The sequence below is a fragment of the Mesorhizobium oxytropidicola genome, assembly GCF_056174625.1.
Window position 1 is genome coordinate 6,299,258 of the sequence record NZ_CM149692.1, and the last position, 24,495, is coordinate 6,323,752.

Annotated in this window: 23 protein-coding genes and 2 pseudogenes; 14 read left to right on the plus strand and 11 right to left on the minus strand. The window is 64.7% G+C overall.

What is annotated here, in order from left to right:
• Window positions 1–8: 8 nt before the first annotated feature.
• From AC0V8S_RS31595 to AC0V8S_RS31620, 6 genes are all read left to right on the plus strand, one after another.
• Complete coding sequence (locus tag AC0V8S_RS31595; protein WP_475435424.1) at window positions 9–788, plus strand: SDR family NAD(P)-dependent oxidoreductase; 780 nt, start codon at window positions 9–11, stop codon at window positions 786–788.
• Between the two features lie 32 nt (window positions 789–820).
• Entirely contained in the window at window positions 821–1,819 is a 999-nt protein-coding gene (gene araD1, locus AC0V8S_RS31600) for an AraD1 family protein (RefSeq protein WP_475435425.1), read from the plus strand.
• 52 nt (window positions 1,820–1,871) lie between these two features.
• A complete protein-coding gene (locus AC0V8S_RS31605) occupies window positions 1,872–2,897 on the plus strand; it encodes an ABC transporter substrate-binding protein (protein WP_475435427.1) in 1,026 nt (341 codons plus the stop codon).
• Between the two features lie 76 nt (window positions 2,898–2,973).
• Window positions 2,974–4,077 carry an ABC transporter ATP-binding protein gene (locus AC0V8S_RS31610; RefSeq protein ID WP_475435428.1) on the plus strand — a complete coding sequence of 368 codons (1,104 nt, stop codon included), beginning with the start codon at window positions 2,974–2,976 and terminating at the stop codon, window positions 4,075–4,077.
• Window positions 4,074–4,946, plus strand: a complete 873-nt coding sequence (locus AC0V8S_RS31615; RefSeq protein WP_475435430.1) for an ABC transporter permease — start codon at window positions 4,074–4,076, stop codon at window positions 4,944–4,946. Before AC0V8S_RS31610 ends, AC0V8S_RS31615 begins: the two co-directional genes overlap by 4 nt.
• The gene (locus AC0V8S_RS31620) at window positions 4,943–5,743 is read left to right on the plus strand and encodes an ABC transporter permease (RefSeq protein WP_475435431.1); all 801 of its coding nucleotides are present in this window, start codon (window positions 4,943–4,945) and stop codon (window positions 5,741–5,743) included. Before AC0V8S_RS31615 ends, AC0V8S_RS31620 begins: the two co-directional genes overlap by 4 nt.
• Window position 5,744: 1 nt before the next feature.
• On the opposite strand, the gene AC0V8S_RS31625 is transcribed toward AC0V8S_RS31620, so the two are convergent.
• From AC0V8S_RS31625 to AC0V8S_RS31655, 7 genes are all read right to left on the minus strand, one after another.
• Complete coding sequence (locus AC0V8S_RS31625) at window positions 5,745–7,139, minus strand: FAD-binding oxidoreductase (protein ID WP_475435432.1); 1,395 nt, start codon at window positions 7,137–7,139, stop codon at window positions 5,745–5,747.
• Between the two features lie 212 nt (window positions 7,140–7,351).
• Entirely contained in the window at window positions 7,352–8,611 is a 1,260-nt protein-coding gene (locus AC0V8S_RS31630) for an ABC transporter substrate-binding protein (protein ID WP_475435434.1), read from the minus strand.
• Between the two features lie 49 nt (window positions 8,612–8,660).
• Entirely contained in the window at window positions 8,661–9,092 is a 432-nt protein-coding gene (locus AC0V8S_RS31635) for a hypothetical protein (RefSeq protein WP_475435436.1), read from the minus strand.
• Window positions 9,089–10,144, minus strand: a complete 1,056-nt coding sequence (locus AC0V8S_RS31640; RefSeq protein WP_475435438.1) for an aldo/keto reductase — start codon at window positions 10,142–10,144, stop codon at window positions 9,089–9,091. The genes AC0V8S_RS31635 and AC0V8S_RS31640 overlap by 4 nt, the downstream gene beginning before the upstream one ends.
• Window positions 10,141–10,494: a TIGR04076 family protein gene (locus AC0V8S_RS31645; protein ID WP_475435440.1), complete on the minus strand. Its 354-nt coding sequence runs from the start codon at window positions 10,492–10,494 to the stop codon at window positions 10,141–10,143. Before AC0V8S_RS31645 ends, AC0V8S_RS31640 begins: the two co-directional genes overlap by 4 nt.
• A gap of 1 nt (window position 10,495) precedes the next feature.
• A complete protein-coding gene (locus tag AC0V8S_RS31650; protein ID WP_475435442.1) occupies window positions 10,496–10,984 on the minus strand; it encodes a DUF3830 family protein in 489 nt (162 codons plus the stop codon).
• On the minus strand, window positions 10,981–11,715 hold the full coding sequence (locus tag AC0V8S_RS31655; protein WP_475435443.1) for a GntR family transcriptional regulator: 735 nt from the start codon (window positions 11,713–11,715) through the stop codon (window positions 10,981–10,983). The genes AC0V8S_RS31650 and AC0V8S_RS31655 overlap by 4 nt, the downstream gene beginning before the upstream one ends.
• Window positions 11,716–11,842: 127 nt before the next feature.
• On the opposite strand from AC0V8S_RS31655, the gene AC0V8S_RS31660 reads away from it, so the two are divergent.
• The 5 genes and pseudogenes from AC0V8S_RS31660 (at window position 11,843) to AC0V8S_RS31680 (ending at window position 16,571) form a co-directional block, all read left to right on the plus strand.
• Window positions 11,843–12,643: an ABC transporter ATP-binding protein gene (locus AC0V8S_RS31660; RefSeq protein ID WP_475435444.1), complete on the plus strand. Its 801-nt coding sequence runs from the start codon at window positions 11,843–11,845 to the stop codon at window positions 12,641–12,643.
• The gene (locus tag AC0V8S_RS31665; protein ID WP_475435446.1) at window positions 12,640–13,389 is read left to right on the plus strand and encodes a branched-chain amino acid ABC transporter ATP-binding protein; all 750 of its coding nucleotides are present in this window, start codon (window positions 12,640–12,642) and stop codon (window positions 13,387–13,389) included. The genes AC0V8S_RS31660 and AC0V8S_RS31665 overlap by 4 nt, the downstream gene beginning before the upstream one ends.
• Window positions 13,386–14,293: pseudogene (locus AC0V8S_RS31670) on the plus strand (branched-chain amino acid ABC transporter permease). Before AC0V8S_RS31665 ends, AC0V8S_RS31670 begins: the two are co-directional and overlap by 4 nt.
• Window positions 14,290–15,270, plus strand: coding sequence for a branched-chain amino acid ABC transporter permease (locus tag AC0V8S_RS31675; RefSeq protein WP_475438731.1), 981 nt, complete (start codon window positions 14,290–14,292; stop codon window positions 15,268–15,270). The pseudogene AC0V8S_RS31670 and the gene AC0V8S_RS31675 overlap by 4 nt, the downstream one beginning before the upstream one ends.
• Window positions 15,267–16,571 (plus strand): NAD(P)/FAD-dependent oxidoreductase, encoded by a 1,305-nt coding sequence (locus AC0V8S_RS31680; RefSeq protein ID WP_475435447.1) that lies wholly within the window; start codon window positions 15,267–15,269, stop codon window positions 16,569–16,571. The genes AC0V8S_RS31675 and AC0V8S_RS31680 overlap by 4 nt, the downstream gene beginning before the upstream one ends.
• Before the next feature lie 25 nt (window positions 16,572–16,596).
• On the opposite strand, the gene AC0V8S_RS31685 is transcribed toward AC0V8S_RS31680, so the two are convergent.
• The 4 genes from AC0V8S_RS31685 to AC0V8S_RS31700 are packed head-to-tail and all read right to left on the minus strand — an operon-like array spanning window position 16,597 to window position 20,930.
• Window positions 16,597–17,253 (minus strand): GntR family transcriptional regulator, encoded by a 657-nt coding sequence (locus AC0V8S_RS31685; RefSeq protein ID WP_475435449.1) that lies wholly within the window; start codon window positions 17,251–17,253, stop codon window positions 16,597–16,599.
• A 9-nt stretch (window positions 17,254–17,262) separates the two neighbouring features.
• Window positions 17,263–18,573: an aspartate aminotransferase family protein gene (locus AC0V8S_RS31690; protein WP_475435451.1), complete on the minus strand. Its 1,311-nt coding sequence runs from the start codon at window positions 18,571–18,573 to the stop codon at window positions 17,263–17,265.
• Entirely contained in the window at window positions 18,574–19,632 is a 1,059-nt protein-coding gene (locus tag AC0V8S_RS31695; protein ID WP_183456993.1) for a phosphotransferase, read from the minus strand.
• The gene (locus AC0V8S_RS31700) at window positions 19,629–20,930 is read right to left on the minus strand and encodes an ArgE/DapE family deacylase (RefSeq protein WP_475435453.1); all 1,302 of its coding nucleotides are present in this window, start codon (window positions 20,928–20,930) and stop codon (window positions 19,629–19,631) included. The genes AC0V8S_RS31695 and AC0V8S_RS31700 overlap by 4 nt, the downstream gene beginning before the upstream one ends.
• Before the next feature lie 177 nt (window positions 20,931–21,107).
• On the opposite strand from AC0V8S_RS31700, the gene AC0V8S_RS31705 reads away from it, so the two are divergent.
• The 3 genes and pseudogenes from AC0V8S_RS31705 (at window position 21,108) to AC0V8S_RS31715 (ending at window position 24,467) form a co-directional block, all read left to right on the plus strand.
• Window positions 21,108–21,755 carry a GNAT family N-acetyltransferase gene (locus tag AC0V8S_RS31705; protein ID WP_475435455.1) on the plus strand — a complete coding sequence of 216 codons (648 nt, stop codon included), beginning with the start codon at window positions 21,108–21,110 and terminating at the stop codon, window positions 21,753–21,755.
• Window positions 21,756–22,525: 770 nt separating this feature from the next.
• Window positions 22,526–22,714: pseudogene (locus tag AC0V8S_RS31710) on the plus strand (winged helix-turn-helix domain-containing protein); the annotation flags it as partial.
• A 112-nt stretch (window positions 22,715–22,826) separates the two neighbouring features.
• On the plus strand, window positions 22,827–24,467 hold the full coding sequence (locus tag AC0V8S_RS31715) for a LuxR C-terminal-related transcriptional regulator (protein ID WP_475435456.1): 1,641 nt from the start codon (window positions 22,827–22,829) through the stop codon (window positions 24,465–24,467).
• The last annotated feature ends 28 nt before the right edge of the window (window positions 24,468–24,495 follow it).

The window sequence follows — 24,495 nt, forward strand, 5'->3', positions numbered from 1 at the left end:
GGCGCGCAATGACGGATCAGATCGGCAGCTACGCGACCTACCCGAGCCTCAAGGGCCGCAGCGTCTTCATCACCGGCGGCGGCAGCGGCATCGGCGAAAGCCTGGTGCGGCATTTCTGCGCGCAAGGCAGCCGCGTCGCCTTCGTCGATCTGGCCGAGGAACCATCCCGGCTGCTCGTCGATGCAATCACTGCCGAAGGACATAACGCGCCGCTCTTCATTCCTTGCGACCTGCGCGATGTCGAGCAGCTACAGGCGGCTACCGCGCAAGCAGCGCAGCACAACGGCCCCATCCAGGCGCTGTGCAACAATGCCGGCAATGACGACCGCCATCAGACCAAGGACGTGACGGTGGCCTACTGGGACGACCGCATGGCGGTCAATCTGCGCCACCAATTCTTCGCGGCGCAGGCGGTACGCCCGCAGATGAGCGCGCAAGGCGGCGGCTCGATCATCAATTTCGGCTCGATCACCTGGATGGTCGGCGATCCCGATTGCCCGGCCTATGTTACCGCGAAAGCCGCCGTCTACGGCATGACGCGGGCGCTGGCCCGCGAACTCGGCCCCGAGCGCATCCGCGTCAACTGCATGGTGCCAGGTTGGGTGATGACCGAGCGCCAGATGCGGCTGTGGCTGAACCCGGCCGGCGAGCGCCAGATCGCGGAACGGCAGTGCCTGCCCGACCGGCTGCAGCCCTCCGACATCGCGCGCATGGCGCTGTTCCTCGCCGCCGATGACAGCCGGATGTGCACGAGCCAGCAGTTCATTGTCGATGCGGGCTGGGTGTAACCCGCACGGTTCCAAGGGAAGAAGGGTATTTCATGCGTCTTGTTCAGTACAGAATGCCGGATGGCAGCAGGCGGGTCGGCCGCGTCTCCGATGACGGCAATCACCTGCATCCGCTCGAAAACACAAGCACCGTGCTTCAACTCGCCGAGACGGCGATCGCCGAGGGCGCGTCGATCGCCGCGCTGGTCGACAAGCGGACGGGCACCGCGACAGTCGACTATAACGAGCTTTTGCGCGATGGCCGCGTGCTGGCCCCGGTCGACCATCCGGAGCCGGCGCGCTTCCTGGTCACCGGAACCGGCCTGACCCACACCGGAAGTGCCGCCGCACGCAACCAGATGCATGTTCTGACCCATGGCGAAGGTGCCGACGAATCCGATTCCCTGAAAATCTTCCGCATGGGGCTGGAAGGCGGCAAGCCTGGCGCTGGCAAGATCGGCGTCCAGCCGGAGTGGTTTTTCAAGGGCGTCGGCACCTGCGTCGTGCCGCCCGGTGCTGAGCTGCCGATGCCGGCATTCGCGAAAGCCGGGGCAGAGGAAGCCGAGATCGTCGGGCTTTATCTCAATGGGCCGGACGGCCATCCCTACCGCATCGGCTATGCGCTCGGAAACGAATATTCCGACCACGTGACGGAGGGCGAGAACTACCTCTACCTCGCGCATTCCAAGCTTCGCTCCTGCTCGATCGGCCCCGAACTGCTGATCGGCGATTTGCCGGACGAAGTGCGCGGCCATTCCCGCATCCTGCGCGACGGCACCGTCATCTGGGAGCAGGAATTCCTGTCGGGCGAGGCGCACATGTCGCACTCGATCGCCAATCTCGAGCACTTCCATTTCCGCTATCCGATGCACCGCAGAGCCGGCGACCTGCATGCCTATTTCTTCGGTGCGGCGGTGATGAGCTACGCCTCCGGCGTCAAGACGGCCTCCGGCGATGAGTATGAAATCCAGGCACAGACATTCGGCAAGCCACTGCGCAACCGGATGGTGTCGGTGCCGGACGAGGGACTGGTCACCGTCACCCCGCTGTGATGGCAAAGGTCCGGAATTCACGGTCCACCAGAACGACAATGGGAGATTGAAAATGGGACTGAAGAAAGCGTTTCTAAGACTGGCGACAATCGGGCTCGGCATCGGCCTGATGACCTCGGCGGCGCTGGCCGCGAACCTGCGCGTGCTGGCCTGGGACGGCTATGCCGACCCGGACTGGGTGAAGGATTTCACCGCCGCCACCGGCATCGGCGTCGATGTCGTTTTCATCGGCAGCGACGACGAGATCTGGGCCAAGATCAAGGGCAGCGAAGGCCAGGATTTCGATGTCTTCGCCGTCAACACCGCCCAGCTGCAGCGCTACATCAAGGCCGACCTGGTGTCGCCCATCGACATCACCAAGCTGCCCAACCAGAAGGACGTGCTGCCGCGCTTCCGCGATCTGTCGCAGGTCAGCGGCGACACCAAGGACGGCAAGGTCTACGGCATTCCGTTCTGCTTCGATTCCATCGGGCTGATCTACGACACCGACAAGGTCAAGCCGGCGCCGACCTCGATGTCGGTGCTCTGGGATCCGGCCTACAAGGGCAAGATCCTGGCTTATGACAATGGCGAGCACAATTTCTCCTTCACCGCCCTGACGCTCGGCTACAAGGATCCGTTCAACCTCGACGCGGAGCAGATGGCGGCGGTCAAGGCCAAGCTGGTCGAGCTCAAGCGCAATGTGCTGAGCTTCTACACCACGGCCGACGAGGCACAGCAGATCTACCAGAACAATGACGTTGCCCTGATCTGGGCCAATTACGGCCAGCAGCAGGTCAAAGCGCTGCAGAAGATCGGCGCGCATGTCGCCTATGTCAATCCGAGCGAAGGCGCGCTGGCCTGGCTCGACAATTGGGTGATTTCCAAGGGCGTCCGCGACAATGCGGCGGCCGAAAAATGGATCGACTTCATGCTGACCAAGAAGGTCAGCGGCGCGCTTTCCGAGCGCACCGGCTTCGGCAACACCGTGGTCGAGTCGGGCAGCGCCGGCGGCAATGACAAGCTGGTCTGGCTCAACAATGTCGAGGACCCGCTCAAGCGCTCTGACCTGTGGAACGAGATCAAGGCGACGCCCTGATCCTTTCCGCACCTGACTTCGAAGGACCCGGCGGTCCGGACGTTCCGGACCGCCGCAGCGTATGCGAGAATAGTTTATGAGCCCGAACACCGACCTGCTGACGCTGCGGTCCGTCTCGAAATCCTACGGCACGGTCCCCGTGCTGCACGACATCGACCTGTCGATCCGGGACGGTGAGTTCCTGACCGTGCTTGGACCGTCGGGTTCGGGCAAGACCACGGTGCTGCGGCTGATCGGCGGGCTGGAACCGTTGACCGCGGGTGAGATCCGGCTGGACGGCCAGGACATCAGCCGCATGCCGATCAACAAGCGGCCGTTCAACACCGTTTTCCAGGACTATGCGCTGTTCCCGCACATGACCGTTTCCGGCAATGTCGGCTATGGGCTTTCGGTGCGCCATATCCAGCGCAAGGAGATCGCGCGCCGCGTCGCAGAAGCGCTGGAACTGGTGCAGCTCGGGCGCTTTGCCGACCGTTTTCCGGCGCAGCTTTCCGGCGGTCAGCGCCAGCGCGTCGCGCTTGCCCGCGCGCTGATCTGCCAGCCGCGCCTGATCCTGCTCGACGAGCCACTTGCCGCGCTCGATCTGGAGCTGCGCCGGCAGATGCAGGAATTCCTAAAATCTATACAGCGCGAGATCAAGACCACCTTCCTGTTCGTCACCCACGACCAGGAGGAGGCGATCGGCATGGCCGACCGGATCTGTGTGATGCAGGCCGGCCATATCCGCCAGCTCGGCACGCCGCACGACCTCTATTACAAGCCGAATTGCGAGTTCGTGGCGCGCTTCTTCGGCGAGAACAATCTGGTGGCTGGAAAACTCGGGCCTGCCCAGGGCGAGCAGCGGCCGATCGAGACCGCGCTGGGGCGGCTGATCTGCTCGATCAGCGACCAGCCGCATCTGAAGGCCGCGCCAGACGGCGCGAACGCCTTCGCGGCGTTCCGGCCCGAGGCCTTGCGTCTCGCGGATGCAACGGACGGCGACAACCGCTTTTCCGGCACCATCGCCGACCTGGCCTTCGCCGGCTCGTCCACAGTCGCCACCATCACGGCGGGGGCTGACACCGCGGCGCAACGCCTGCGGCTGCGCATGCCGAGCCGGATCGACGGCAGCGCGCTCAGGTCAGGCGAGGCGATCTCGCTTTGCTTCGCGCCGCATGAAGGCCATCTGGTGCTGGCATGAGCAAGGCCGGCTCGACATCTTCCGCGGAAAGACGCTTGTCGCTGCTGGTGACGGCGCTGGCCTTCGCCTTGCCGGTGATCTTCGTCCTGGTGCCGCTGGCTATCTTCCTGGTCTACAGTTTCTTCAGCGTCGACCAGGGCACGATCATCTACGCGCCGACGCTCGGCAACTACTTCAGGTTCTTCACCGACCCGATCTTCCTACCGGTGTTCTGGAACACCATCGTGCTGTGCGTGTCGGTGGCCGTGATCTGCATCCTGCTCGCCTATCCCGCCGCCTATTTCCTGACGACGCTCAAGGGGCGGTGGCGCTACGCCTTGCTGATGCTGCTTCTGGTGCCGCTCTTGATGAGCTACGTCATCAAGATCTACGCCATCCGCAGCATCCTCGGCCTCAACGGCTTCCTCAACAAGGCGCTGGTGGCGCTCGGCATCCTGGATCAGCCGTCGACGCTTTTCGTCTTCAACATGAACGCCATCCTGTTGACGCTGAGCCTGCTTTTGATCCCCTTCGCGATCCTGCCGATCTTCCTGTCGCTGGAGCGGATTCCGCAGACCTTGCTGCGCGCCTCCGACGATCTTGGCGCGAGCGGCCTGCAGACATTCCTGCGCATCACCTTGCCGCTCAGCCTGCCCGGCGTCGCCTCGGCGGCAAGCTTCGTCTTCGTGCTGGCGATCGGCGATTTCCTGACGCCGCAGATGGTCGGCGGGATCAGCGGCTTCACCTTCGGCCGCATCCTCTACAGCCAGTTCGGCACGGCCTATAACTGGCCGTTCGGCGCGGCACTGTCAGTGGCGCTGGCGATCGTGGTGATCTGCGCCATCCTCATCGGCGAACGCTTCGGGCGCAACCGGGGGACGTCGATATGAGCGCCCTGCCCCGGCCCCCCACCATCTTCCTGGCCGCGATCACCACGCTGGTCGCGGTGCTGCTCTACAGCCCGCTGTTCGTACCGATCGTGTCGTCGTTCTTCACCATTTCGCATGGCAATGTCGACTGGTCGTCACCGACGCTTTCGACCTATGTGGCGCTGGCCGAAAACCACGACATCCTGGCTGCCTTGCGCAACACGCTGATCGTCGGCGTCTGCACCGTCGTGCTCTCGGTGGTCAGCGGAACGCTGCTGGCACTCTACTATCACGGCCGCCGATCCGGACGCTCTTTCCTGCAGTTCATCATCTTCCTGCCGTTCCTGATGCCGCCGATCATCAGCGGCCTGGCGCTGCTGATCTTCTTCCGCGAAATCCACCTCGAACGCTCGCTGCTGACGGTCGTCATCGGCCACACCGTCTTCGTTCTGGCGATTGTCTATCGCACCGTGCTGATGCGGCTGCAGTCGATGAGCCGCACGCTGGTCGAAGCCTCCTACGATCTCGGCGCCACCGGCTGGCAGACCTTCTGGCGCATCATCCTGCCGAACCTGTCGAGCGCCATGGTCGGCGGCGCCATCCTGGCCTTCGCGCTGTCGTTCGACGAAACGATGATCACCATCCTGGTCACCGGCACGCAAAGCACGCTGCCGGTCCGGCTGTGGGCGATGATGCGGCTTGGCTTCTCGCCCGACATCAACGCACTGGTGGCGCTGATCCTGATGTTCACCGTGCTGCTTTGCGTGCTCGCTGCCCGTTTCCTGATCCCCAGGCAGATGGCGACGGAACGGAGCTGAGTTACCGAACAGGATCAAGGTCGAAGACGCGCCCCGGATTGAGGATGTTCTTCGGGTCGAGCGCCGTCTTCAGCCGCCGCATCGCGGCGATCTCGGCGTCGCTGCGCACCAGATGCAGCCACTGCTTCTTGTCGAGGCCGATGCCATGTTCGGCCGAAACGCCGCCTCCCGCCGCCGCCACGCCGCTATAGACGATGCCGTACGCCGCCGCCGGATCGACAGTGCGCACCTGGTAGTGCAGATTGCCATCGCCGAGATGGCCGAAGACGTAGATGTCGGCGCCGGGGTCAAAGGCGCGGATCGCGGTCTCCGCTTCTTCCAGGAACGCCCCCATCCGTGCCAGCGGGATGCTGATGTCGACGCCGATCAGGTCTTTCATCGAAAACAGGACGCGATTGGCGTCTTCCCGGACATCCCAGAGCGCCCGGAATTCACGCGGCGATTGCGAGACGACGACATCGTCAACCACGCCGTCCTCGACCGCCTGCATCAGAACTTCGGCGAAGCGCTCGCTGTCGCGCTCAGGCTCGCTGCCCTGGATCTCGGCCAGCACATAGACGGGTGAGCCTGCCGGCAAAGGTGCCGGCATAGCCATACTGGCCGCCATGACGTCATAGAGCGGTGCGAAATTCACCTCATAGGCTGATAACAACGGGCCCAGCTTTTGCCTGAGCAGCCCGAGCAAGGCGATCGCCGCATCGAGCGAAGCGAGCGCGCAGAAGGCGTTCACCTCGGAAGCCGGCTTCGGGTGCAGCCGGAGCGCGGCGCGGGTGACGACGCCAAGGGTGCCTTCCGCGCCGACGAACAGCTGGCCGAGGTCGTAGCCGGAATTGTCCTTGGGCAGGCCCTTCAGCGAGGACAGCACGCTGCCATCGGCAAGCACCGCCTCCAGCCCCAGCACCTGCGCCCGGTACATGCCGTAGCGCAGCACGCGGATGCCGCCGGCATTGGTGGCGATGTTGCCGCCGACCGTGGCCGAACCGCGCGCGCCGATATCGACGCCGAACATCAGTCCGGCGCCATCGGCCGCCTCCTGCACCGCTTGCAGCGTCGCGCCGGCTTCGGCGACGATGCTGGCGGCTTGACTGTCCGGCGCGGCGAGGCTGGTCATGCGCTCCAGCGACAGCACGATCTCGCCCGGCTGGACGCGTGTGCCGCCGGCCAGCCCGGTGCGGCCGCCCTGGACAACGACCGGCTGACCGACAGCGTTGCATCCTGCGAGTGCCGCCGCGACACCGACGGTATCGCGCGGGCGCAGCACCACTTCGGGCAGTGCGCCAAGCTTGCCGTCGGGATCGTCGCGATAGCGCTGGTCGACATCGGAGCCGGCCAGCACGCCGCCGGCGCCCAGCCTGTCGCCAAGAGCGGAGAGAAGCCGTTGCGTTTCAGGCGACATCGTGCTCACGCGCCTGCGTGGCGAAGCGCGTCGTCTGCATCCACCAACCGGACGGCCCGATGAGTATTCCTGTCCGACACGTACGCCATCCTTCAATTGCAGCCAGCCGATCCTATTCGGGATCGCTTGCCGTGCAAGCGATATCGACCTGCCGTGAACGATGCCGGCATCAATCACGATAAGGCGCGATTGATGCCGGAATCACCGTCGGCCTACTGCAGCTTGGCCTGCAGCGCGTTGACGTCGTCGGTGGTCATTTCACCGTCGGTGGTCACCTTGCCGTCGACGATCTTCCACAGCCGGAACGGGCCGGTGATGTCGCCATATTTGTCGAAAGCGACCGGGCCGATGACGCCTTCGTAGCGGATCGGCTTGCCGTCCTTGATCAGACCGAGCGCCTTGGCGAACTCCTCCTTGCCGGCAAAGATCGGCGTGCCGGCCGGGTCGACCGCCTTGTACATCGCGTCCTTGATCTTGGCCGGATCCTCGGAGCCGGCAATGGCGATGGCCAGACCGACGATGGCGCCGGCATCATAGGAGCGGTCGGCTGCAGGATTCGACGGTTCGATGCCGGAGAATTCCTTGTAGTTCTTCATGAAGTAATCGGTGGAGGCCGTCGGGCTGGTGCCGGACGAGGTGCCATAGGCATCCTTGAGATAATCGGCGCCGACGGACTCGATGAAATCCGGGCTGTTCATGCCGTCATTGAGCAGGAATTTCTGCACGCCGCCTTGCGAAATCCAGGTGCGGGCAACGGTCGCGCCATCGACCGGCGTGCTGACCAGATAGAGCCCGTCCGGCTCGCCTGCCATCGCCGCCGTCACCTCCGAGGCATAGCTCGACTGCTTCTCGTTGTAGGGCGTGTCGGAGACGATGGTGCCGCCCAGCGCTTTGTAGGCGCGCGAGAATTCGGCCACCATGTTGACGCCGAAATCGTTGTTGACGTGGATGATCGACAGCTTCTTGAAGCCCTTGTCGATGGCGTATTTGGCGGCAGCGACGCCTTGCAGCGCATCGGACGTGATGGTGCGGAAGAAGATGCCGTTGGTCTTGCCGTCGCGGCCGAGCGCCGTCAGCGTCGGCGAGGAAGAGGCCGGCGAGACCTGGACGATCTTGGCCGGCGCGGTCACCGAAGTCAGGATCGGGATCGACACCGAAGAGATGATGCCGCCGATGATGACCGGCACCTTCTTGACCTGCACCAGCTGGGTCGCGGCATCGACCGCGATGTTGCCCTGGCTCTGGCTGTCGCGCGTATCGGTCGCCAGATCGCAGCCGCGCACGCCGCCGGCGGCGTTGATGTCGCGGAAGGCCATCTCGACCGACTTGGCGCCGGCCTGACCGTACTCACCGGCCGGGCCGGTCAGTTCCATGACGAGGCCGACGGTGATCTTGCAGTCGGCGGCCTGTGCAGCACCCGCCAGTGTCACGAGAGCAAGCGCGGTGGTGAGTTGGAGTATCGTCTTTCCCATTGTTGTTCCCCTTTCGTTACTCGACTCTAATTTGATCTCTGGAGCGTGTTCAGCGTTCCGGCACCTGCAGCCAGGTTTCATGCAGATGTCGCCATTCGACGCCGTTGGGCGCCGATGAACTGGTGGTGAAGACGGCACTCGATTGGCGGCGGCTGTGCTTGCCCGCGCGCAGCTGCGCCTCGACGTAGAAGATGACGATCGTATCGGCGCTTTGCCAGCCGGGCCGGATGTCCTCGATCGAGATGGCAAAGCCGTCGTCGCATGTGGCGCGGCTGGAGCGGACATGGTCGACGACCGCAGCGCGGTCGAGCACCTTGCCGTCCGGCGCGACCATGCTGAGGCCATCACCCATGGCGCGCTCGAAGCGGTCGAAATGCACCGTCTCGGCACGCGCGGCGACGAACCAGTCGACGAAGAAGCGATGCAGGTCGATGACCTCAGCGCTGGCCTTTGAAAACAGCGTATCGTTGACGGCGCTCATGTGCGGCCTGCGTTCAGATTGTAATGCATGATCGAGCCGTGGCGGCCGTGGCGGTCGCGCTCCAGCGTGTAGACGTCACCCAGTGGACCCTGGCTTTGCGAAATCACGGCCGCGATCTTCGCCCGGTCGTCGGCGTCGAGCGCGACGTCCATGATTTTCGCATTAGCCAGCGCATGCGCCTGGTTGCGGGCGCCGACGATGACGGCCGCCACTTGGCGCTGTTCCAGCACCCAGGCGCTGGCTATGGTGGCGATGTCGACACCGTGGCGGTCGCCGACCACTTTCAGCGCCCGAAGCAGTTGCTGGAACAGGTCCCAGCCGCCAAAATCATCGATAATCAGCTTGTATTTGACCAGCGAGCGATTTTCGAGCGGCATGGCGGGTTCGGCCACGCCAAGCCATTTGTCGCTAAGGAAGCCGCCGGCCACGGAGCCATAACAGAGGAAGCTGACGCCGTTTTTCGCGGCGAGTGCGGCGAGGCTGTTGCCCGGCCGCTGGTCGAGCACCGAATATTGCAGCTGCTGGCTGACCAGCGGAATGCCGGCGGCGAGGATTTCAGCGAGCCGCGGCGTGTCGAAATTGGTAGTGCCGAGATTGCGCACCTTGCCTTCCAGCCGAAGCTCGTTGAGCCAGGCCATCGCCTCGACATAGCGAGGCTGATCATAGTCCCACCAATGAAACTGCACGAGATCGAGACGCTCGGTATTCAGCCTGCGCAGGGACTGGTCGACAATGCCCCTGATGTAGTCGCGGCTGATCGTGGCCAGCCGTTCGAGATCTGGCACCAGCTTGGTATGCACCTTCATCCTGGCGGCGACATCGAGGCCACGCTCGCTGGCCAGCCGCAGGCGCGCGGCACCAATCAGCTCCTCGACGCCGGTATAGATGTCGGCGCAATCATAGGTCCAGATGCCGGCATCGAAGGCGGCGATCAGGTCGCTCACAGCCTGTTGGCGCTCGACGGCGCCGTGGCCGCCGGCGAGTTGCCAGCCGCCGCGGATCACGCGCGAGATGGTGTAGCCAGGGCCGAGCTCGAAGGTCTTGGCGGTCATGTCTGGTCGTTCTCCTTCGGCAGCGGCACGGCCGTGGTTTCGGCATGGCTGAACCGCCGCTTGGCCAGCCTGACGATCCGCAGCCGGCTGGCGCAATTGGGATCTGGACAAGCGATCTCGGCGTCCGAGGTCATCCAGTCATTGCGGTCGGTCGGGCGCTGCTTTGCCGCGAGAAACGGCAATACGGAGGCAAGCGAATAGATCGAAAAACTCTGCCCTGCCGGCATCGACAGCATCTCGCCCTTGAGCTCGAAATAGTCGCCTGATTTGGCGCCGCAATAGATCGGTTTGCCCTCGGGGATGACCGCCTCGACACGAAGATCGAAGAGTTCGAAACTGTCGTCAGCCATGTCAGGCCTCCACCAGGCTGAAGGTGACGTCGCAGGCACCGTTGCGCCGGATGATACCGCAGGCGGCGGCGAACTGGTCGCGCTGATCGGCTCGCACCTGCGCCACCACGCTGCCGGCCAGCCAGCCGATCGGGAACAGAAGCCGCGCCCCTTGCCCATAGTACAAGCCGATGTCGAAGATCGAATTGGGATTGCCGCCCCACATGCGCGGCGGCACATAGGACAGCACGATGTCGCCCGGCTGCGGTGTCAGCGTCGCGTTCTCCGCCGGCAAGGGCCTGGCATAGGCCTGGCCCTCGAGATCGGCAGCGGGAACCGGACAAGAGATTTCCGGCCCTGTCCACATGGCATGGATGCCCGGGACGACGCGCGGCGTGGCGAGATACGCCAGGAGAAAGGCAGCGTTTTCCGGCGCCTTTTCGGGCAGCAGCAGCGCCGTCACGGAAAGCTTCGAGCGCGGCTCGGTGATGCTGATGGCTGACTTCGTCATGTCGGGTCTTTCGTGGCGGCGGATTGAAGCTTGTCGCGCAGGAAAGCAAAGGGCCGGCTGATATCGGCCACCAGTGCCTCGCGCGCCGCTTGCGCATCCTGTTTGGCGAGAGCCGCGACGATGCTGCGGTGATAGTGCGCGGTGTCGACCTCGCCGGCATCGGAAAAGGCGTAGATGGCGACGCGTATGCAAGGTCCCGATTGCAGCCACAGGCTTTCGATCATCGGGATCAGCACAGCCGAGCCGCAGCAGCGGTAGATCTCGAAATGGAAGCTCTGGTTGAGCGTCGCTTCGCGGTCGATATCCTTCTTGTGCTTCAGTGCCCGCATCTCGTCCCATTCGCCGAGCATAGCTTCGATCGAAGCGATCTGGCGCGGGCTCATGCGCGTGGCGGCAAGCGCAATCGCTTCGCCTTCGATGAGGGAGCGGGCGCGCAGAAGGTCGTCGATACGCTCCAGCGTGATCGGCGGCACGCGCACCGAGCGGTTGGGCAGCGCCTCCAGCGCCTTTTCCGTGATCAGCCGGCCGAGCGCTTCGCGCACCGGCATGGTCGAGGTGACGAGCGCGTCGGCGAGGCCACGGATGGTCAGCACCTGGTTCGGCTCGAACAGGCCGCCGATCAGAGCCCGGCGCAACTCGGAATAGACGCGATCCTGCACGGTCTCGCGGCCGACCGGCGTAAGCTGGGCTGCGATCGTTTCGTTGTTTCGCTCGATGGCAGCCTTTTGCATGGCATTCCCGGTCTTGGCCCGTTTTCGCTTGCGGATGAAATTAAAGCCGAATAGCGTGATCAAAGCAAGTGTGATCACAAATCAAAAATCAGGAGGCGACAACGATCGTCTTCGGCCAGAGGGTTTGATGAGCGAGGCAGCGGAGCGCCAAGGGCAGGAGACCCGGGCACCGGTCCTGACGGCAAGCAACGTCGTCAGGCGGTTCGGTGGCCTTGTCGCCGTCAACGATGTTTCGTTTGATGTCAAAGCGGGAGAAATCCTCGGCCTGATCGGACCAAACGGCGCTGGCAAGACGACGATGTTCGATCTGCTTGCCGGCAGCATATTGCCGACCAGCGGCGATATCCTGCTCAACGGCGTGCGCGTCTCCGGCGAGGCCGCGCATCTGCGCATCGGCCGTGGCCTTGGCCGCACCTTTCAGATCCCGCGCCCGCTGCCCAATCTGACACTGGTCGAGAACATCATGCTGGCGGCACAGGGCCAGGCCGGGGAAAAGCTGCTCGCCAATTTCGTCACGCCGTGGCGGGTGGCGGCGCAAGAAAAAGCGGCCAGGGCAAAGGCGCTCGACCTTTTGGAACTCGTCACCCTCACCCATCTCGCGCATGAGCCGGCGCGCGTGCTGTCCGGCGGCCAGCGCAAGCTGCTCGAACTCGCCCGCGTGATGATGGCCGACCCGGCGATCATCCTGCTCGACGAGCCGGCAGCCGGCGTCAACGCAACGCTTCTGGAAGTCATCATCGACCGCGTCCGTGACATCAATGCGCGCGGCATCACCTTCCTTTTGATCGAGCACAACATCGACATGGTGACGCGGCTCTGCCACCGCGTGCTGGTCATGGCGAGCGGCCAGTTGCTCAGCGAAGGCACAGCGGAAGAGGTCGCGCGCGACCCGCGCGTCATCGAGGCCTATCTCGGAGGCACCGCATGAGCGAAACCGTCCTCGACGTCCGCGACCTCGAAGCCGGCTACGAGCCCGGCGTGCCGATCGTGCGCGGCGCCTCGATCACCGTCAGCAAGGGCGAGATCATCGTCGTTCTCGGCCCCAACGGTGCCGGCAAGTCGAGCTTCATCAAGGCGATCGCCGGTCTCGTGCCGATCACCGGCGGCACGGTGTTCCTGGACGGCAAGGACATCACCGCCGCACCCGCCCACACCATGGTCCGGCTTGGTCTGGCCTTTGTGCCGCAGACAGAAAACATCTTCCCGTTGATGTCGGTCGAGGACAATCTCAAAGTCGCCTGTGGCATTCTCGAACGGCGCGATATTCCTGGCCGTATCGAGGAAATGTATGCGGCCTTCCCCGACCTTGTCCGCCAGCGCCGCACTGCCGCCGGCAACCTGTCGGGAGGGCAGCGACAGATGCTGGCCGTTGCCCGCGCCCTGATCGTCCATCCCAAGGTGCTGGTGCTCGACGAACCGTCGGCCGGCCTGTCGCCGAAATTCGTCTCGATGGTGTTCGAGATGCTGGCCGGTATCCGCAAATCCGGCGTCACCATCCTCCTGGTCGAACAGAACGCCAAGGCGGCACTGGCCATCGGCGACCGCGCCTATGTGCTGGTCGAGGGCAAGGACCGGCACGAGGGCGTCGCCTCCGAACTATGGAACGATCCGGTTGTCGCGGAACTCTATCTCGGCCAGCGCCCCTCGCACGCCAGCAAGGGAGGCGCGGCATGAGCCTGCAATTCATCGTCGACGGATTGCTGACCGGTTCGATGATCGGTCTCGGTGCCATCGGCGTGACGCTGACCTATTCGATCCTGCGCTTCTCCAATTTTGCCCACGGCGACTTCATGGCCTGGGCACCTATGCGACGCTCGCCGTCGTCAGCGCCATCGGCGCCACCTTCGGCAAGGTGGCGCCGATCGCACCTTTGTCCTTCGGCTGGCCGCTGCTTGTCGCACTGGTCATTGGCATGACCTTCACCGCTATACTGGCGCTGCTGCTCGACAAGGTGCTGTTTTCGCGGCTTCGCTCGCAGGGGCAAGCCATCATCGTGGTGATGGCGAGTTTTGGTGCCTCGATGGCGCTGCGCAGCCTGCTCGAATTCACCTTCACCTCGCGGCCGACCTATTTCAGCCGGGCGATCCAGATCGCCATGCCGGTCGGCTTCGGCATCCGCATCACCCCCGACCAGATCGCGCTCTTGCTGCTGACCGCCGTGCTGGTGCTCGGCGTTCATTTGTTGATGACACGCACGCAGACCGGCCGTTCCATGCAGGCGCTGAGCCAGAACGCGGCACTTGCCCGCATCGTCGGCATCGACGTCGCCTCCGTGGTGCGCGTCACCTGGGTCATCGGCGGTGCGCTGGCCTGCGTCGCCGGCGTGATGATCGGCATCCTGGTGCAGATCCGCCCGTTCATGGGCTTCGACATGCTGCTGCCGATGTTCGCCGCCGCCATCCTCGGCGGCATCGGCAGCATTCCGGGTGCGGTGCTCGGCGGCATGATCATCGGGCTCGCCGAAGCCGGGGCGGTGCAACTGATCGGCGCCGAATGGCGCGCCGCCGTTTCCTTCATCATCCTGATGGCGGTGCTGTTCGTGCGGCCGATCGGCCTGTTTGGTGTGAGGGAACGCTGATGGACCTGCTCGGCTACGGCGCCTTCTTCCTGACCACCGCGTTGATCTTTTCGCTGGTCACGCTTGGGCTCAATCTGCAGTGGGGCCTCACCGGACTGTTCAATGTCGGCCTCGCCGGCTTCGTCGCCATCGGCGCCTATACATCCGCGCTGCTGACCACACCGGACGATGCCGCGCGGCTCGGTGGCTTCGGCCTGCCGATCCTTGTCGGCTGGCTCGGCGCCATGGTCGTCGGCGGCATTGCCGCTGCCCTCACCGGCATGGCGACATTGCGGCTCAGGTCCGACTATCTGGCGATCACCACCTTCGGCGTCGCCGTGGTCGTGCAACTCGTCGCGCTCAACGCGCAGAAGCTGACCGGCGGCCCGTTCGGCATCGGTTTCATACCGCGCCCGTTCGGCAGCCTCGCCGAGACGCCGCTGCTGTTCAACCTGTCGAACCTTGCCGTGGTCGCGGCGGTGACGCTGATCGCCTACCTCGCTTTGGAACACCTGTCGCGCAGCCCCTGGGGGCGTGTGCTGAAGGCCTTGCGCGAGGATGAGCGGGCGGCGATTTCGCTTGGCAAGAGCGCGCGCTTCTACCGCGTCCAGGCTTTTGCCGTCGGCGGCGCTATCATGGCATTGGCCGGCGCGCTGCAGGCGCATTTCACCGGCTTCATCGCGCCGGACAATTACCTGCCGATCCTGACCTTCCAGGTCTGGGTGATGCTGATCGTCGGTGGCTCGGGGAGCAATCTCGGCGCCGTCATCGGCAGCATTCTGGTCTGGGGGATCTGGGCAGGGTCAGGCACGCTGACCAGCGTGCTGTTTGCGCCCGAGCAGCAGGCGCGCGCGGCCTCGCTGCAGATCGTCGCCATCGGTGTCATGCTCTGCGTCATCCTGCTGATCCGGCCGAACGGGCTGTTCGGCGACAGGCCACAACGGCTACGCGGCAAGCGGGCAAAGGTGGCTGCGGGCGAAAGCGGCTCCGGTTCATGAATGCCCTGGGTCGAGACGAGACGCACGGCGCTTCGCTCTGGCACGCCGTCAGCCGCAATCGCCGGGAACGGCCGGCGCTGCAAGGCGGGCTGGATGTCGATCTGGCCATCGTCGGCGGTGGATTTTCCGGCCTGTCGACCGCGCTGCACGCCGCCGAAAAAGGCATCTCGGTCGCCGTCCTCGAAGCCGAAATCATCGCCAGGGGCGCGACCGGCAGGAACGCCGGTTTCGTCGTGCCCAACTTTGCCAAGATGGACCCGGACAGCATTCTTGCGCATCTCGGCCCCGATCGCGGCGAAAGACTGATCGATTTCGCCGCCGGCAGCGCCGATCTGGTCTTCGGCCTGATCAGGCGGCACGGTATCGACTGCGACGCGGTGCAGAACGGATGGATCCAGCCGGCGCATTCGCCCGCCGCCTTCGAGAAGGTCAAATCGCGTGCCGGGCAATGGGCTCGGCGCGGCCGGCCGGCTGTCACGCTGGATCGGCAAGACGTCGAAGTGCTGACGGGCGTTCGCGGCTATGCCGGCGGCTGGATGGACCGTTCGGGTGGCGTGATCAATCCGGTCGGCTACGCGAACGGACTGGCCGATGCGGCGGAGAAGGCTGGCGCGAAGATTTTCGAGCGAACGCCGGTCACCTCGATCGATCGCGCAGCTGATGGCTGGTCACTGAAAACGCTATCGGGTTCGGTGCGTGCCGGCAAGGTTCTGATCGCCACCAACGCCTATGGCGGGTCGCTCAATCCGCTGCTGCAGCGAACCTATTTTCCGCTGAAGATTTTTCAGATCGCGACCGAGCCGCTGCCGCGCGAAATCCGCACGCGGCTGCTTCCCGGGGGGCAAGGCGCCGGTGATACCAGGCGCAATCTCTTCACCTTCCGCTTCGATGCCGACAACCGGCTGATCAGCGGCGGCATGCATATTCTGAGTGCCGGCGCCGACACACGCGTGCCGCGCACAATCTGGCGACGGCTTGCCCAACATCTCGACCTGCCCGATTTGCCGCCGCTGGCCTATGGCTGGTCGGGAATGGCCGCGGTCGAACCGGATTTCCTGCCGCATCTCATGGACCTCGGACCAGGTCTGATCGCCGGCCGCGCCTGCAACGGGCGCGGCATCGCCATGACGACGGCGATGGGCAAGGTGCTGGCCGACTGGGCTGCGGGAATCGAGGCGCGCGACTTGCCGCTGTCGTTCGCGCCGCCGGCGCCGATCCCCTTCCATGCGCTGCTGCGGCACGCGCCCAACATGCTGCTTGGCTGGAGCATGCTGCGCGACCGGCTGGACGAGGCGAGATAGGGACGATCGCTTCTGGTCGCGCGGATCAGGCCGTCATGCGCAGATTTTCGGAAAGAACCGCGGCCGCCACGGCAATGTCCTGTTCAAGGGAGACCCGGACCTCGGGGCCATTGCGCTGCTCCAACGCGGCAACAATCCTGCGATGCGCGTCGTTCGACTGTGGAATGTAACGGTCAGCCTGCATCAGCAGCTTCAGATAAGGCCCAACCCGACCCCAGAGATCGCGGATCATGTTCAACAGGATCGGCGCACCGGCATGCTGGTAGATGGCGAAGTGAAACGCCTCGTTCAGCGCGAGGTAAGCCCTGGCGTCGCCGGCCTCGATGGCACGCTGCATGCCGGCGAGCGTCGCCTGGATCTCGACCAATCCGCTTTCGCTCATCCGCGAGGCGGCCATCTCACCCGCCAGCCCCTCGACGGCAATGCGGATATGGGTCAGTTCCTCAAAGGCCGGGGCCGACAGCAAGGGCACGATGATCGAACGGTTGTTCTGCATCTCGAGCAGCCGCTCGGCGACCAGCCTTTGCAGCGCCTCGCGGATCGGCGTCGTAGAGATCCCGAAGGTCTCGGCGAGCTTGCGGATGACCAGCGTCTGGCCTGGGCTGAAGCCGCCTGAAATCAATTCCTGCTTGAGCGCGCCATAGGCGCGGTCGTTGAGGGTTTGATGTTCGAGCTTCAGCATGCGCCCCTATCACCAGTTCGACAGAGCGCGATCGAGCGTCTCGGCCAGCTGCTCGGCATTGTCCCTGGCAAATGGCAGAGGCGGCCTGATCTTCAGCACATTGCCGCGCGAACCGCAGGACGAGATCAGCACGCCATCCTCGCGCATGCCTTCGACGACCGCTGATGTCTTGCTGGCGGCCAAGGCCTCGTCGCCATCGGCCGTCAGCTCGACGCCGAAATAGAGGCCGTTTTGCCTGACGTCACCGACCATGCCGTGCCGGCCCTGCAGCGCGCGCAGCAGCTCTGCGGTATAGGCGCCGACATTGCGCGCGTTCTCGATCAGTCCCTCGCCTTCGATCACCTCCAGAACCGCGATGCCGACGGCGGCCGCGACCGGATTGCCGCCGAAGGTGTTGAAGTAGCCGGTGTTGGAGCCGAAGGATGAAACAAGCCGCGGCCGCACCAGCACAGCGCCCATCGGATGCCCGTCGCCAATCGGCTTGCCCATGGTGACGATATCGGGCTCGAGGCCGTAATTGGCGAAACCCCACATGCCCTGGCCAAGCCGGCCGAAACCGGACTGGACCTCATCGGCGATAACGATGCCACCGGCCTTTCTGACGTGATCCGCCGCCTCGCGCATGACCGCCGCGTCGGGGAAGAAAATGCCGTCGCTGGAAAAGGCCGAGTCGAGCAGCAGCGCCGCTGGACGGATGTTTTGCGCGCGCATGTCCTCGATGGCGGCGGCGACATTTCCGGCGAAATCATGCGCGGCGCGGCCATGGTTGCGGAACGTGTCCGGCGCCGCCACGGTCCGGTGGTGCGCGGGTACGCCCTTGGCCCCGACCGCCGCCGGCGACAGCTGCGCGGTCGCGATCGTGGCGCCGTGATAGGCGAAATCGGTGATGATGACGCCGGTGCCACCGCTGGCATTCTGGGCGATGCGGATGGCGAGGTCGTTGGCCTCGCTGCCGGTGCAGGTGAACATGGCATGGCCGAGATGGGCCGGAACCGTGCCGAGCAGTTTTTCCGCGTAGTCGAGGATGATCTCGCTGAGATAGCGCGTGTGCGTATTGAGTGTGGCCGCCTGCCCCGACAGCGCCTCGACGACACGCGGATGGCAGTGCCCGACCGAGGCGACATTGTTGTAGGCGTCGAGGAATTTGCGCCCTCCCGCATCGTAGAGCCAGACGCCGCTGCCACGCACCAGATGGATCGGGTTGCGGTAGAAGGCGCGGTAGGTCGGCCCGAGCAGCCTGGCGCGGCGTTCGAGCAGGGCCTGCTCGGATGCCACCGAATCGGCATTGGCAGGATATGGCGAGGACTGGGACACGAGCATCTACTCCGGATTGGAATGGTCGAGGAAATAGCGGCGGGCCTCCGCGGACGACAGTCCGTCCAGCCGTTCGAGCGATGCCCAGACCTCGGTGATGAGACGCAGCACATAGTCGCGCTTGGCCGGGAACCGTTCGGCCTGCCAGCTGGCGATGTTGGCGATGAGCGCAAGCCGGGCGCGGATCAGATCGAACAGAATGCCGACCTCTTCGGGTTCCAGCGGCTGCACGGATTGATAGCCGGCGACGAAGCGCGCGGCGGATGCCAGCGGATGACCTTCAGCCGGCCAGCGATAGACGGCGCCGATGGCGAGGTCGCAGATCAGCGGCGAATGGATCATGTCGCCGAAATCGAGAATGCCGGTCACGACCTCCGGCCGCGAGGCGTCCATCACCACATTGTAGGAGTTCATGTCGTTGTGGACGATCTGGGCGCGCAGGGTCGGGATGACCGGCGCCGCGTGCTCCTCAAAGGCGTCCATCACACGCTCGACCATAGCCCGGTGACGGGAATCGGCGATATACGCCAGCATCGGCCGCGTCTTGGCGACCTTGCGGATGTCCCAGAGCAGGTCGCTGCCGGCCGCCGGATGGAAGAAGCCGCGCAGTGCCCGGCCAAGCCGGGCGAGAAAAATGCCGAGATTGCGATCCTGCGCCGCCGAGGTGGGCGAGCGCGACAGCAACTGGCCGGGCAGATAGGTGACCAGCCGGATGATGCGCGGCGCCGATCCGCCGACGCTGACCGTGAATTGCGCTTCGCCCTCGCGGCTTTTGCGCACCGAAGGAACCGGCAATGTCGGGTCGACCGCAAGGATATGGTCGAGTGCCTTGTTCTGGAAATCGGTGAAGCCGGCTTCTTCGGCCGGATGGGAAACTTTCAGGACGAACTCGCCCTCGCCTTCGGTCTGGATGTGGAAATTGTGGTCGCGTTCGCCCGGCAGCGGACGCGCGCTGCCGGTGAGGCCGTAGTGCCGGCGCAAGATGGCGAGCGCGTCGGCGATCGAAACATCGGGCGCGTCCTCGGCGAGCGTTTCGCCGAAACCGTCAGGCACGGCTGCGTTCATGAGTGCGCCTCCGGATCGATCGGCTCGAGGCCGCACCAGTCGGCGATGAACAGCGCGATGGTCTGGGTGACCTTGCGCACCGAATCCAGATCGACGGCCTCGTCATAGCCATGCGGCATGCGGCAGATCGGGCCATAGACGATCGCCGGCGTGTCGGCATAGAGGCCGAAGAAGCGTGCATCCGTCGTAGCAGAGGTAACATGTTCGGTCAGCGGCTCGCCCCACACGGCCGTATGGCTGCGGCGCAGCACGGCTTCCATCTCGTCGGCACCCTCCAGCACGTAGCCCTCGGCCATGAAGCCATTGTAGCTCATCTTGGGCGGGCGATTGGCCAGGAACGGATCGGCGCGGGCCGCATCGGCGATGCAGGCTTCGAGCTCGGCCCTGGCGTCCTCGAGCTTCTGGCCGGGATAGGTCGCGACACGCATCTCGAAAACACAGCGCGCCGGCACGCTCGATGTCCATTCGCCGCCTTCGATCTTGCCGAGGTTGAAGCGGATCGGATGCGGGTGATTGCAGAAATGCGGATCATCGACCTTGCGCGCATTCCAGACGATTTCGAGCTGCTTCAGCGCCTGGATGATGAGGAAGGCCTTCTCGATGGCATTGGCGCCGGCCGAGAAAGCGCCGGAGGCATGTTGCGGATCGCCGTCGACCTCGACCCTGAACCAGATCGGCCCGACTTGCGCCCGCATCAAGCGCGGTTCCAGGGGCTCGGGAATGAAGGCGGCATCGGCGCGATAGCCGCGCTGCAGACAAGCGAGCGCGCCATTGCCGGTGCATTCCTCCTCGACCACCGACTGGAGGTAAACGTTCGCAGCCGGCTGATAGCCGAGGCTGCGCAAAGCGGTCAGCGCATAGAGACAGGCCGACAGGCCGGCCTTCATGTCGCCTGCGCCGCGGCCATGCATCCAACCATCCTCGATCGCCGGGTCGTAGGGATCGCGCACCCAGCGGTCGAGCGGTCCCGTCGGCACCACGTCGATATGGCCGTTGAGGATCAGCGAGCGGCCAGTGGCGTTTCGCGGCGTGTGGGTGGCAACGACGTTGAAGGCATCGTCATACGAGACCGCCACGGGTGAAAAGCCCGGCAGATCGCGGATTGCGTCGACATCGACACGCCACATGTCGACCCTATAGCCATCGGCCTCATAGGCAGCGGCCATGAAGGATTGCGCGGCGTGCTCCTCGCCGCGCTGGGAGGGAAAGCGCACGAGGTCCGCCAGGAATGCGACTTGCCGCGCGAAGCCGTCATCGACCGCGCGCAAAATGGCTTCGTGGGCAATTCGCTCAGTCATGATATTCCGCTTTCTCGTGGATGGTGTATCATATCTCATATGCCATTTCCGGGAAAGGCAAAGAGACAGGTCGGGCCAAAACGATGGCCCAACCCGGGAAGCTCTTGGCAGGGGGGCGCAGAGTTGGCATCAGCTTCCCGCATGCCAGCGAAGCTGCATGGCGGAGATCGAGGACAGATGCAGGTCACCGACGGCCCATTGCCGGATGAAATCACCGATCTCGCGTCCGGTTACCGGCGCGTGCCGGCCGGCAAGATCGTCAATGCGGTGACATGGATGGAAGCGCGTGCCCCGATGCCGGGTCTCGCCCAACCCTTGGCAATGACCCGGATCAGCAAGCCCGACAGCGCCGCCTACCGGGCGATCTTTCTCGAGATCGGCGCTCCCTGGCTGTGGGACCGCGCCGCCGAAATGTCGGATTCCGAAGTCGCCGCGCATGTCGCCGACCCGCGCCAGCATCTCTATTACGGCCATGATGAAAGCGGCGGCCATGTCGGCATGGTCGAATTCCGCGTTGCCGACGACAACGAGATCGAGATCACCTATTTCGGCCTTTTCCCTTCCTTGACCGGCCGCGGCCTCGGCAAGCGGCTGATGGCCGGTGCGCTCGATCAGGCATGGCGCCTCGGCCCCGGCCGCATCTGGCTGCACACAAGCAGCATCGACCATCACAGTGTCATCGGTTTCTACCGGGCTTGCGGGTTCAAGCCCTATGCAGCGGGTTTCGAGATCACCGACGATCCCCGTATCAAGGGAACCCTGCCGCGCGATGCGGCCCCGCAAATCCCGTTGATCGAAACGGAATGGGTGCCTGGCGCCAGATGAGACCGTCTTCGCAACCCGCCGGCCTTTCATCGTCTCACCATCGCCGGTGGGTGCGGCGCGAAAGCATCCTGTCGAGGCTGGAGCGGCATGTCGATACGCGCATCGTGCTGTTCGCGGCGCCCGCCGGCTTCGGCAAGTCGACGACGATGGCGCAGTGGGCCGCGGAAGTCGTGCGTCACGGCCGGTTGACCGCATGGCTGTCCTGCGAGGCGACGGACAATGACGAAGGCGCCTTCCTGTCGCATCTTGTGGGCGCGTTGCGTCACCTCGTCCAGAACCCAGCCGAGCTCGACCTCGCCTTCCAGTCGAGCCCGATCCCGCAGCTCGAGGTGGTGCTCGCGGCACTGGGGGCGGGTCTTGCGGCGCGCGACGCCGAGATCACCCTGTTCTTCGATGACTATCACGTCATCGAAGCCCCGGCGGTCAAACGTTTCATGGAGCGCCTGACCCGGCAGGCGCCCGCCAACGTCGCCTTCGTCATCGGATCGCGCAACCTGCCGGACCTGCAACTCGGCAAGCTCAGGGTGCTTGGCGACGTGTTCGAAATCGGCCCGGATGATCTGCGCTTCGCATCGTCCGAAGCCGAAGCCTTCTTCAACGACAAATTGGGCCTCAGCGTCAGCAGCGGTACCGTCGAGACCTTGTGCTCGCGGACCGAAGGCTGGGCCGCCGGCCTGCAACTCGCCTCGCTGTCGCTCAGTGCCGCGCATGCACCGGAAACCGTCATCGGCAATTTCACCGGCGCCAACCGCAATGTCGCCGATTTCCTGATGGGCGAAGTCTTCCTGGGGCTGCCGCCGGCCCTGGCGAAGTTCCTGCTCCACAGTTCGATCTTCGAGCGCTTCAGCGCCGAAGCGTGCCGGGCCGTCTTGCGCGCGGCCGACGCCGAGGCTGACATCACCGAGATCGAGACCCGCAATCTTTTCCTCGTGCCGCTCGACGAGGAGCGACGCTGGTTCCGCTATCATCATCTGTTCCACGACTTCCTCAGCCGTGAAATGGAACGGCGCGAACCGGAGATGATCGCGCCGTTACATCTGGCCGTCGGCCGAATGGTTCGGCGAACGCAAGATGCTGACCGAGGCGATCGGACATGCGCTCGCCGCCGGCGACCAGGCCCGCGCGGCGGTGTTCGTCGAAAACAACGCGCTCGAACTCATCGCCCAGTGCCAGCTGCTTTATGTGCGCCAGTTGCTGGCGCTGCTGCCCCGGAAACTGGTCGACCAGCGCATCCGGCTGCAACTCGTCGTGTTGTGGCTGGCGGTGCACTCAAGCCAGCCCGAGATCGCCCAGCAGACGCTCGCCAATGCGCGCAAGCTGGTCGAGACCGGACCGGCCGACGGCAAGGACCCTGGCACACTGACTGGCACGACGATCGAGGCCGAAATCGCCGTCCTCGATGCCGCCGTGCACAGCACGCTGGAGCGGTTCGAGGACGCGCGCGACACCGCACTGTCTGCCCTGCGCATCATCGCGCCCGACGCCTGGTTCATGGAAGGCGCGACCGCCAATGTCATCGGCTACAATCTCTATGCGCTGGGCGACCTCGAGGGTGCTCGGGCGGCGGCGGACGCGGCGCGCAAGGCGCATGAGCGAAGCGGCAGCCTGCTCGGCGTCACCATCGCCAATTGCTACATGGCCGTCATCGAGCGCTCGGCCGGCCGCCTGCCCGCCGCCGAAAAGCTGCTGCGCAACACTATCATCGAGGCCAGGACGCGGATCGGCGCGAACTCCTATGCCGAGGCGCTGGCCGGAACGCTGCTCGCCGAACTCGCCTACGAAACCAACGCATCCGGCGAGGCGCTGACGCTGGTCGAAAATCTCGGGCCGCTGATCGAGGGCGCCGCGGTCATCGTCTATCCCCTGGCCAGCGTGCCGACCTATGCCCGCGTGCTGCAGCTGACCGGTCGCGGCGACGTGGCATTGGATATGCTGGAACGCGTCTACCAGCGCGTGCGCGGCTCCGTCTACCGCCGCCTCGCTTCGGTGCTGGTGCATGATCGCATCCGGCTGCTCATCGACCAGAACCGCATCGCCGAGGCGCGCGCCCTGCTCGACGAGCATCGCCGCGAAAGCACTGAAACCGCCCCGACTGTCGCCAACGAATTCGAGTTCTTCGCCGAAGGAAGGCTGCTGACGGCGGAAAAATCCTACGCGGCGGCCGCGGCACTTCTCGACGCGCTGCTGGAGCGGACGAAAAGCAGCGGGCGCATGCGCCGCCACATACTGGCGCTGATCCTGCGCGCCAAGAGCGCCGGCCAGGACCAGCGCGAGGCCGACCGGCATCTCCTCGAAGCGCTGCGCCTTGCCCAGCCTTCCGGCTTCATTCGCTCTTTCGTCGACGAGGGCAGGCCTGTGGTCGAAGCGTTGATGCGGCTGCGCGCCGCGCAGGCAAAGACCGACCCGTCCCTGTCAGCCTATGCAACGCGCATCATCGATGCCGCGCAGACCATGCCTGTGGCGATGCGGAAGCAGGCGGCACCGGCAGCGGAAAAGGAACAACTCACCCAACGCGAGACCGAACTGCTGCGCTGCCTGTCGGAAGGCATGTCCAACAGGGATATCGCGGTTGCGCTGTCGGTCAGCGAAACGACGGTGAAATGGCATTTGAAGAACATTTTCGGCAAGCTCTCGGTGTCGAACCGCGTCCAGGCCGTGCGTGCCGCGCAGGCGGCAGCGAACCTCCGTCCCCCTCCGAAAGGAGGGGCATAGACATCTGGCACAACCCCCTCTTTCGGGT

Coding starts and splice junctions, on each gene's coding strand:
- AC0V8S_RS31715 (WP_475435456.1), top strand. CDS start 22,827: ATGCTGACCGAGGCGATCGGACATGCGCTCGCCGCCGGCGACCAGGCC.
- AC0V8S_RS31635 (WP_475435436.1), bottom strand. CDS start 9,092: ATGAGCGCCGTCAACGATACGCTGTTTTCAAAGGCCAGCGCTGAGGTC.
- AC0V8S_RS31660 (WP_475435444.1), top strand. CDS start 11,843: ATGAGCGAGGCAGCGGAGCGCCAAGGGCAGGAGACCCGGGCACCGGTC.
- AC0V8S_RS31700 (WP_475435453.1), bottom strand. CDS start 20,930: ATGACTGAGCGAATTGCCCACGAAGCCATTTTGCGCGCGGTCGATGAC.
- AC0V8S_RS31620 (WP_475435431.1), top strand. CDS start 4,943: ATGAGCGCCCTGCCCCGGCCCCCCACCATCTTCCTGGCCGCGATCACC.
- AC0V8S_RS31640 (WP_475435438.1), bottom strand. CDS start 10,144: ATGACCGCCAAGACCTTCGAGCTCGGCCCTGGCTACACCATCTCGCGC.
- araD1 (WP_475435425.1), top strand. CDS start 821: ATGCGTCTTGTTCAGTACAGAATGCCGGATGGCAGCAGGCGGGTCGGC.
- AC0V8S_RS31665 (WP_475435446.1), top strand. CDS start 12,640: ATGAGCGAAACCGTCCTCGACGTCCGCGACCTCGAAGCCGGCTACGAG.
- AC0V8S_RS31690 (WP_475435451.1), bottom strand. CDS start 18,573: ATGCTCGTGTCCCAGTCCTCGCCATATCCTGCCAATGCCGATTCGGTG.
- AC0V8S_RS31655 (WP_475435443.1), bottom strand. CDS start 11,715: ATGCAAAAGGCTGCCATCGAGCGAAACAACGAAACGATCGCAGCCCAG.
- AC0V8S_RS31625 (WP_475435432.1), bottom strand. CDS start 7,139: ATGTCGCCTGAAACGCAACGGCTTCTCTCCGCTCTTGGCGACAGGCTG.
- AC0V8S_RS31680 (WP_475435447.1), top strand. CDS start 15,267: ATGAATGCCCTGGGTCGAGACGAGACGCACGGCGCTTCGCTCTGGCAC.
- AC0V8S_RS31610 (WP_475435428.1), top strand. CDS start 2,974: ATGAGCCCGAACACCGACCTGCTGACGCTGCGGTCCGTCTCGAAATCC.
- AC0V8S_RS31695 (WP_183456993.1), bottom strand. CDS start 19,632: ATGAACGCAGCCGTGCCTGACGGTTTCGGCGAAACGCTCGCCGAGGAC.
- AC0V8S_RS31630 (WP_475435434.1), bottom strand. CDS start 8,611: ATGGGAAAGACGATACTCCAACTCACCACCGCGCTTGCTCTCGTGACA.
- AC0V8S_RS31615 (WP_475435430.1), top strand. CDS start 4,074: ATGAGCAAGGCCGGCTCGACATCTTCCGCGGAAAGACGCTTGTCGCTG.
- AC0V8S_RS31705 (WP_475435455.1), top strand. CDS start 21,108: ATGCAGGTCACCGACGGCCCATTGCCGGATGAAATCACCGATCTCGCG.
- AC0V8S_RS31605 (WP_475435427.1), top strand. CDS start 1,872: ATGGGACTGAAGAAAGCGTTTCTAAGACTGGCGACAATCGGGCTCGGC.
- AC0V8S_RS31650 (WP_475435442.1), bottom strand. CDS start 10,984: ATGACGAAGTCAGCCATCAGCATCACCGAGCCGCGCTCGAAGCTTTCC.
- AC0V8S_RS31595 (WP_475435424.1), top strand. CDS start 9: ATGACGGATCAGATCGGCAGCTACGCGACCTACCCGAGCCTCAAGGGC.
- AC0V8S_RS31645 (WP_475435440.1), bottom strand. CDS start 10,494: ATGGCTGACGACAGTTTCGAACTCTTCGATCTTCGTGTCGAGGCGGTC.
- AC0V8S_RS31685 (WP_475435449.1), bottom strand. CDS start 17,253: ATGCTGAAGCTCGAACATCAAACCCTCAACGACCGCGCCTATGGCGCG.